At 33.1% G+C, this 7,269-nt stretch carries 4 protein-coding genes and 1 pseudogene; 1 reads left to right on the top strand and 4 read right to left on the bottom strand.

Annotation, left to right across the window (positions count from 1 at the left end; translation table 11 throughout):
• Positions 1–1,232: 1,232 nt before the first annotated feature.
• The 4 genes from ACFIQE_RS08135 to ACFIQE_RS08150 all read right to left on the bottom strand — a co-directional run bounded on the left by ACFIQE_RS08135 (position 1,233) and on the right by ACFIQE_RS08150 (position 5,392).
• The gene (locus ACFIQE_RS08135; RefSeq protein ID WP_375707506.1) at positions 1,233–2,132 is read right to left on the bottom strand and encodes a hypothetical protein; all 900 of its coding nucleotides are present in this window, start codon (positions 2,130–2,132) and stop codon (positions 1,233–1,235) included.
• Between the two features lie 3 nt (positions 2,133–2,135).
• Positions 2,136–2,714: a hypothetical protein gene (locus ACFIQE_RS08140; RefSeq protein WP_375707507.1), complete on the bottom strand. Its 579-nt coding sequence runs from the start codon at positions 2,712–2,714 to the stop codon at positions 2,136–2,138.
• Positions 2,704–4,488: an MFS transporter gene (locus ACFIQE_RS08145; protein WP_375707508.1), complete on the bottom strand. Its 1,785-nt coding sequence runs from the start codon at positions 4,486–4,488 to the stop codon at positions 2,704–2,706. Before ACFIQE_RS08145 ends, ACFIQE_RS08140 begins: the two co-directional genes overlap by 11 nt.
• 280 nt (positions 4,489–4,768) lie before the next feature.
• The gene (locus ACFIQE_RS08150; protein ID WP_375707509.1) at positions 4,769–5,392 is read right to left on the bottom strand and encodes a radical SAM protein; all 624 of its coding nucleotides are present in this window, start codon (positions 5,390–5,392) and stop codon (positions 4,769–4,771) included.
• A 1,089-nt stretch (positions 5,393–6,481) separates the two neighbouring features.
• Between ACFIQE_RS08150 and ACFIQE_RS08155 the strand changes: the two are divergent.
• A pseudogene (locus ACFIQE_RS08155) lies at positions 6,482–7,269 on the top strand (tyrosine-type recombinase/integrase); the annotation flags it as partial.

Below are 7,269 nucleotides of genomic sequence, written 5' to 3' on the forward strand. Positions count from 1 at the left end.
ACCAAAAACCAGAAAAAGCCATGTTGGGATCTGTAACGGGTGGCGCGGTGCATTTAAGCCAAGACAATCCAAAACATAAGGAATTATTTAACAAACTTTAGAGCTTTTATGCTGTTGCAACTATCTTCGTGAAATTTATGAAGACAAAACCCAAAAGGCGGTCGGCCTACAAAACGCTATGAATAGCCCACTTTGGTGAAAAATCATAGGACCACACAATAGAGAAATCTCTTTTGAGAGTTTTTCAAGCCAATCGCTCAAAGCTCTTTTTAGTGATATTCTCTTCATTGCTCTTTTTTCAAAGAAAATGATCAGAGTTCTTCTTACAAAGAGTTTTGTTGCTTTTGGAAAGTTATTCCAATGTTTATGTTATTTTTTAAATAATAAAAAATAAAAAACATTATATTTTAATATTTTTGTTTAGGATCTTGAGCTACTCTATGGAAATTTCTATGTTTGTAAAAAATCCAAACGTGCAACAGCATGGTAAAATATATTTTTATGACGTTGGTGATGATCTCAAGAGAAAAGAAAAAAAAACTTACGATAATAGGAGTCATTTGGAAGTATTGATGGTATTACGTGAATATCAGCTACAATATCATCTGGATTTATATTACTCGTAATTGGCATTTTGGATGCATGGCTCATTTGTTCTGCGAACTATTGGACTTGAATGTTTAATCTATAAAGCCCAGTATTGATGATATTAGAATAAAAGCCATCTTGATTTGTAAGTTTAATCGAATGCAAATTGAGAACATTCGATATAATAACAAGCGGATGCTTCTTAGCTAGCCCCTTTTAAGTAAGATAATAAGTCCACCTGCCATAGTGTTTTGATTGGGGTTGAGCTCAGCTTTATAATAAACATCAAGCTTAAAAATACCGTTCGCTTATTTTGAGTTATATCAAACTGAAATACCTATAATTCTTTCTCATCAAAAATCTTGAATAAAAAAAGGCAAGTTGCTGCTTAAATTACTGCTAATATCAAAAAAATCAAAGCCAATTTTGCCACCATCTTTGACACTTTTAGTATATAAGATCCCGATACATGAGACAAGCACCATATCGTTCTTCCATCGGTATGTCCTATATCTATTCACGAAACATAGCTGATTCAGAGTGGGAAATACTATATATTTGTAGCAATTTCTTTTAATTTATTCATATCAAAATACAAATCCGATACCTTTTAGCAAAATTTATCAAGATAAATAAACAATTCATCAGAGATGAGATATCTTTTTTTCTCGAATTCTCATTAAATCCTCAGTTTTATTATTTAACGGATGCGCTTTAAAATTACTTGCACGATTTCCTGCTAATTTGGTAGGCATATAATGATTTATGATGTTACAAAAACTACAATTTAAAGGGCCTGAAACATTACTTCCAACCATACCAACGTAGTTATTTTTATTCTCAAAACACTTATATAATTCTTTAATATTACTTGCAAATGGCTTATAGACAAAAACATTATAGCCATATTCGTGAATTTTTTCATAACCACATTTCACGAATGTCTCATCAGCGATATTTAAGAAACCCAAATCTGGAATTTTTGAAGGAAATTTCACAGGCTGTTCTATTCCAAACAAATTATTCTTATCTATCCTATCAATAAAATAATTCCACTGCTCAAAATTAATACTTGCATTGAAATCAATAATAAATTTTACATTTTTATTTTCATTAACAATTGCAATTGTATCATCCAAATACTGATTCGATGATTTTAATTTTATCAAATCGTAATTACGTATCTCATCATCAATAATTGCACCTATTCCTATCGTTTTAATAGATTTCATTAATCCAGAATTAATAATTTTAGCCATTTCAACTTTTTTTAAAAAATCTTCCAACCCAAAGAAATAGCTTAAAGAATTTACAAAGTGTTTACTTTTATTTATTGATCGTTCATTTATAGGTTTTATAAAATCGTCCGGCATTTCTCCGTGACTAGGTGATAATGGCAACTCCATAGCAAAGGGCGAAATAACTTTATCCTGAGCAGTAAATAAAATTATCAGTTCTGTTTTTTCAACTAATACACCAGAAGAACTGTGAAAAGAATCCGATAGTTTATATTTATTGGTGTAAACTCTGATGCGTATATCCATATTTTATCTCACAGCCAGAAAAAAATCCCGTATCATATTTAACTGAAATGTATTCTCATACTTTTTTCTATTTTCAAAATTAACTAAAATGAACTCGGGAGTAGCGATACGTATTAGAGCTAACACTTCTGCCAAATCGAATCTCTCCGATAAAGTAATCCTCACACTATATGGTACGCTATCTTTTTTCATACATTCTATGTTACGCACCCACGTTTGTTTATATTTTTTACTGTCTAGATTTCTTATCTCTGAAATAACATCTGTGCCTATTTGTATCCCTAAAAAGAACGGATTACTCTTTAATAGCTTCAAATATGGTTGAATATAGATGTGCCCCCCTGTTGCAATCCGAAAATATTTTTTACAAATGAGACACATACAAGTATATTTATGAAGTAAATCATAATCGAGCTCAAAAGGCTCTCCACCAGAAAGAATAATAAAATCAGATTTTATGTCATTTATTGTATATAAAGATTCAGGCAACGCGTCATCTCTCACCATATATTCCATCGAATACGGACAATGATTGCAGTCCGCACTGCAATTTTCATTACAAATTACAATATTATCGCCCATGAAATTTCTTATTCAAGTTCATATAATCCAATACTAATTGTTTCATGAAAATATTTTGGTATAGAGAAAGATCAGAAATTTTTTTAGCCACAAACGCTTTTATCATTGGTAAAGCTTCATCCTTTGATATAGACAGCAAATGAGAAATATAGTCTATCCGTTCTTCTAAATTGAGAGATAATCTTGGACTGGTGAAAAATGTTAAGATATCCAATTCCGGACTGGCTTCTTGACATAAATCCCAATCCACTACCATAAAAGAACTATCAGAAGTAACAATGATATTATCAGGATGTAAATCTCCATGTGATAAGATTATATTCTTGCTTAATCGATCTTGAAAGATCTTATTGATTTGATCAATAATCGCCTTTTGATGTAGCAAATCCATTTGGCTCAATACAGTACCCCGGATAAACTCCCATTCGACTATTTCATCGCAAAGTGTTATCAAATTTGGTGCAGGATAGAGACTTTGTCGAAAAGAGCCATCCTTGATGTTTTCATTAATGCACGATGCTTCCGGATAAATTTGCCCATAGCAAAACTCTTGATGCTTGCGTTTCAAGAAATGTTGTTTTGACGATTGTGCATTTTCAGGCTGTAACCAAATGATTTCTTGTTTTCTGACAAAAATAATTAAAGCAGACACCCCAAAAATCACAGCCATAACCACTGCCAACCACAAATTAGCTTGCCAGAATGTTGAAAAAACATGACCGTATAAAAAACTGAATGCAAAGGATACAACAGCTGTAATAATGGCTGTAAATGATAAAACAGTCGCGATAGCTTTGGGATCAATCAGTGAATTTATAAGAAGAGACGACAGGTAAGATCGATAAGCAGATTTAAAAACACATAGCAGTAAAAATCCTAATATAAGAGCCGCAATGATTTGAAATGACATGAGAAAAAAAGCAATGGTTACCATACAACCAATCATTAAAACGGGAAAAATAGGATTTTGAAACTTTGAAAAATACTTCTGAAACAATATATTGGAACTTGCTGAAAAAAAATTTCCAATGATAAAAATAATCGAAACCAAAATAGCAGGTTGAAATGGCAAAAAATCAGAAAATGCGATAGAAACAGTTCGATTATTAACCAAAATAGCAAAAGCTGAAACTGCACTTAAAAAAATAAGAGTGAAGCGATAAGGGTTTTTGACTTCTTTACGGCTGGCGCACATAACTGTGAAAATACTCGGATGAGCGTTGATATGAAAACTATCTAATCCCTTCGTCAGTTTTGAAAACATAAAAATAGCAAAAATTAATGAAAGGACTTGAAAAATTACAGGCAATGCAGGATGCACATAATAAAGTATTCCCCCTAAAAAAATAAGTACCGTTGTCACACTATAGGTAACAGCAGCCACTTCGGACTTAACGGAAAACAGTGTGCGATGCTTTGGTACTACAGAAAAGAGTAAACTATCTTCCGCACCTGAGAAACAAGCGGCCGCTAATGTAATACACAACAAATAAGTGGCGTAAGCAAAATATGCATAATTCATAAAAAGAGCTAAAAAACCGCAAAGAAAGAAAAACAGCCCAGTATAAATAACGCGCTTACTTCCATAAACATCTGATAATAAACCCAAGGGGACCTCTAAGATCAAAGGAAGCAATAAAAAATAACTACCGATTAAAACAATATCCGCTTGCGACAAATGCAATTTTTCCGACAAAAAAAGTGGTAAAACAGCAACCACTAGAGCAGTAGACTTGCTAACGCTATAAATCTTAAATTGCTTAACCTTATCCACAAAATACCTTCCCACGACATCCGCTACATGCGCCAGATTCTTTCAAAGATTTTAAAACGCTTTGAGCAGACCAATCTATTGCCTCATAATTTGTAGATTCCCAAAAGCTTCTGAATAAAAGCAATTTTTTAAATCTCCATTATAGTCCAATACCAAGGATCAAAATGGAAATAAACACATTAACGGCGACGAAACGTACGCAGAATTTTCACCTAAGTAATAATTAATACAATTTACAAAATTTTGTGACGTCCATGAGATTTTCCTTTCTTGGAACTTTTTATCTATATAAATCTGGAGGGGGGGATTCTTTCCTTGATAATTCATCTCTCAAATGAAAAAGTGAAGCGTTTGGCGGAAGAGTTTTGTTTCTTAAAGCCTTAGATCGATCCTTTGTATTATTTTTTCTAGAAAAACTAAATGACGACGTATCGAGCGGACTGAATCCGATATAATCGACATCTTTGCTTATACAAAAATCGATAAAATTAATAATATTTTCTAGAATCTCTTTGGTAACTGTCGCTCTTATTCCTATACTTTGCAGAGGTTGAAGATTCTTAACTGTTTCAATGTTTTTCCACACGCGATCAAATTTATTCGCCCCCCGTATATCATAATATCCTTGGACACTAGTCGAATCCATAGAAATAACAATTTCTTTTATGTCATACTGTGAAATCCATAAATTTTTATGCAATAAGATGCCATTAGTATTTAATTCAACGGGCAGACCTAGTTCATTCAACGTTAATAAAATATCTTTAAGCTTCGGATGCATTAAAGGTTCTCCCCCAGAAAGCATCACTGAGGCAGCTCCTTTTTCTTTCAACATTCTAAATAAGGGTATTAAACTTTCTGGAGTATGCCAATTTTTTTCCTTAATCTTCCAGCAATCGCACATGATACAAGGGCTATTGCAATTCTGGATAATATGTATAATAGGTGTTACAGGTACCCATAATTTTTTAAGATCAAAAATCGAATCTGACGCACTAATCAAGTTTTCCTTCTTTAAAAGAAAGCCATTCTTTTCTAGTTCTCTTAACAAGATTGAAAAATCTGATGCTAAAATCTCTGTCTCTACATTAAGCTTTGCCGCAACAGTTTCAATTTTCTGATTCTGTAAAAAACTGAATCAATTAAAATTATAACTGAATCATTAAGCACAATAGTCTAAAAATCATTTAATCTAGTTATGCTATTCTCGTCGAGATTAATACGAAACATTTCCCCTCCTAAATTGTTTCTTAATAATACAATGGATAAGGGCGCTGCAGCGCTCTTATCCTGTTTTTTTATTTTTTTCTATCTCACACCAATGGTTTATAACAAGTTAAAGTTGCACTGTTCACAGTGCCAATCACCTGCGGTTTTTTATATGACATAATATCCCCCTCATATTGTTATTATGTACTTTATTTATATTCAAGACAATTAGTATTTTATAATAATTTTACAACTTTATAATTGTAAAGTCAATTTAACTGTATTACGCAATATTCAGTTTGGAAAACAAATTAGCCTATACCGGTATAAATCGAAAAACTCTTGTGCTCAGCTAATTTCCATTTTAATTAGTAAGTTCATTCAAAAAGTATTATTCCTGATTTCAATGGCTATTTCACTTAAATCGCAATAAGAAATATGCAATGTTCTGCTTTATCAAGTAATTTTAAAAAGATTTTTTTGGGCTGAAATAAAGAATAGTTGTTGCGTAAATCAGCTTCTCAGAAGAAAAATTTTTCAATTATTTTTCTGTTTTAATTGTAATTTTGTGAAATACTACTTGCGGTGAAATTACTTTTAAAAGAGGTTCTACTCGACGCCAAAATACAAACTTTTATTTCTTATTAAAGATACAATCATATTGATTTATAATGATAATTTAGCACTATTCATATCGAATAAGAATCCCAAATAACGTAGGATTCTCTCATTTCAAATCTGCGTATGTTGAAATCAACTAAAACCACTTGCTTGCACGTCACAAGCCGGCTTGTTACTTCACAAACGTAAAGATGGTGGTGCTCAATGGCTTTATCGTTATACCATTCATGGTCGGCGCCGTGAAATGGGCTTGGGTGCCTTGCGAGATGTTTCTTTAAAACAAGCCCGTGAATTGGCAACAGGATGGCGGGCTGTTTTACGTGAAGGGCGTGACCCTATTAAAGAACGTGAAAAACAAAAGCGTGAGGCAATGCGCAATCTCCATTATTTAAAAGATATTGCTCTAGATGCTTTTGAAAGCCGTAAAGCTGAATTAAAGAATGATGGTGAGTCTTGTAAATGGTTTACACCTTTACGCCTTCATATTCTCCCTAAATTAGGCTGTTTACCCGTTTCAGAGATTACGCAAACAGAGATACGCAATACCCTTTCTCCCATTTGGCATACAAAGGCTGTAATTGCTCGAACAGCATTGATACGTCTTAATCTTTGTCTCAAACATGCGGCTGCATTAGGTGTAGATGTCGATTTACAAGCTGTAGAAAAAGCAAAAGCTCTCTTAGGCAAACAACGTCATAAAAAACAAAGCTTACCAGCCATGGATTGGAGAGATGTGCCGGCTTTTTACCAATTTCTCTGCAAAACAACAACTATAAAACATTTAGCTTTGCGTCTGCTTATCCTGACAGGCGTTCGTACCAACCCTTTGCGTCATATTCGTGAAGATCAGATTGAAGGTGATATATGGACAATCCCTGCTGAGAATATGAAAGGCAAGCGTGATGCCACAACAGAATTTCGCGTACCCCTATCATCTGAAGCATTAAAAGT

The sequence above is a fragment of the Bartonella sp. AA1HLJMS genome (assembly GCF_042197445.1).
Lineage (GTDB): Bacteria > Pseudomonadota > Alphaproteobacteria > Rhizobiales > Rhizobiaceae > Bartonella.

Coding starts and splice junctions, on each gene's coding strand:
- ACFIQE_RS08135 (WP_375707506.1), bottom strand. CDS start 2,132: ATGGATATACGCATCAGAGTTTACACCAATAAATATAAACTATCGGAT.
- ACFIQE_RS08140 (WP_375707507.1), bottom strand. CDS start 2,714: ATGGGCGATAATATTGTAATTTGTAATGAAAATTGCAGTGCGGACTGC.
- ACFIQE_RS08150 (WP_375707509.1), bottom strand. CDS start 5,392: ATGTGCGATTGCTGGAAGATTAAGGAAAAAAATTGGCATACTCCAGAA.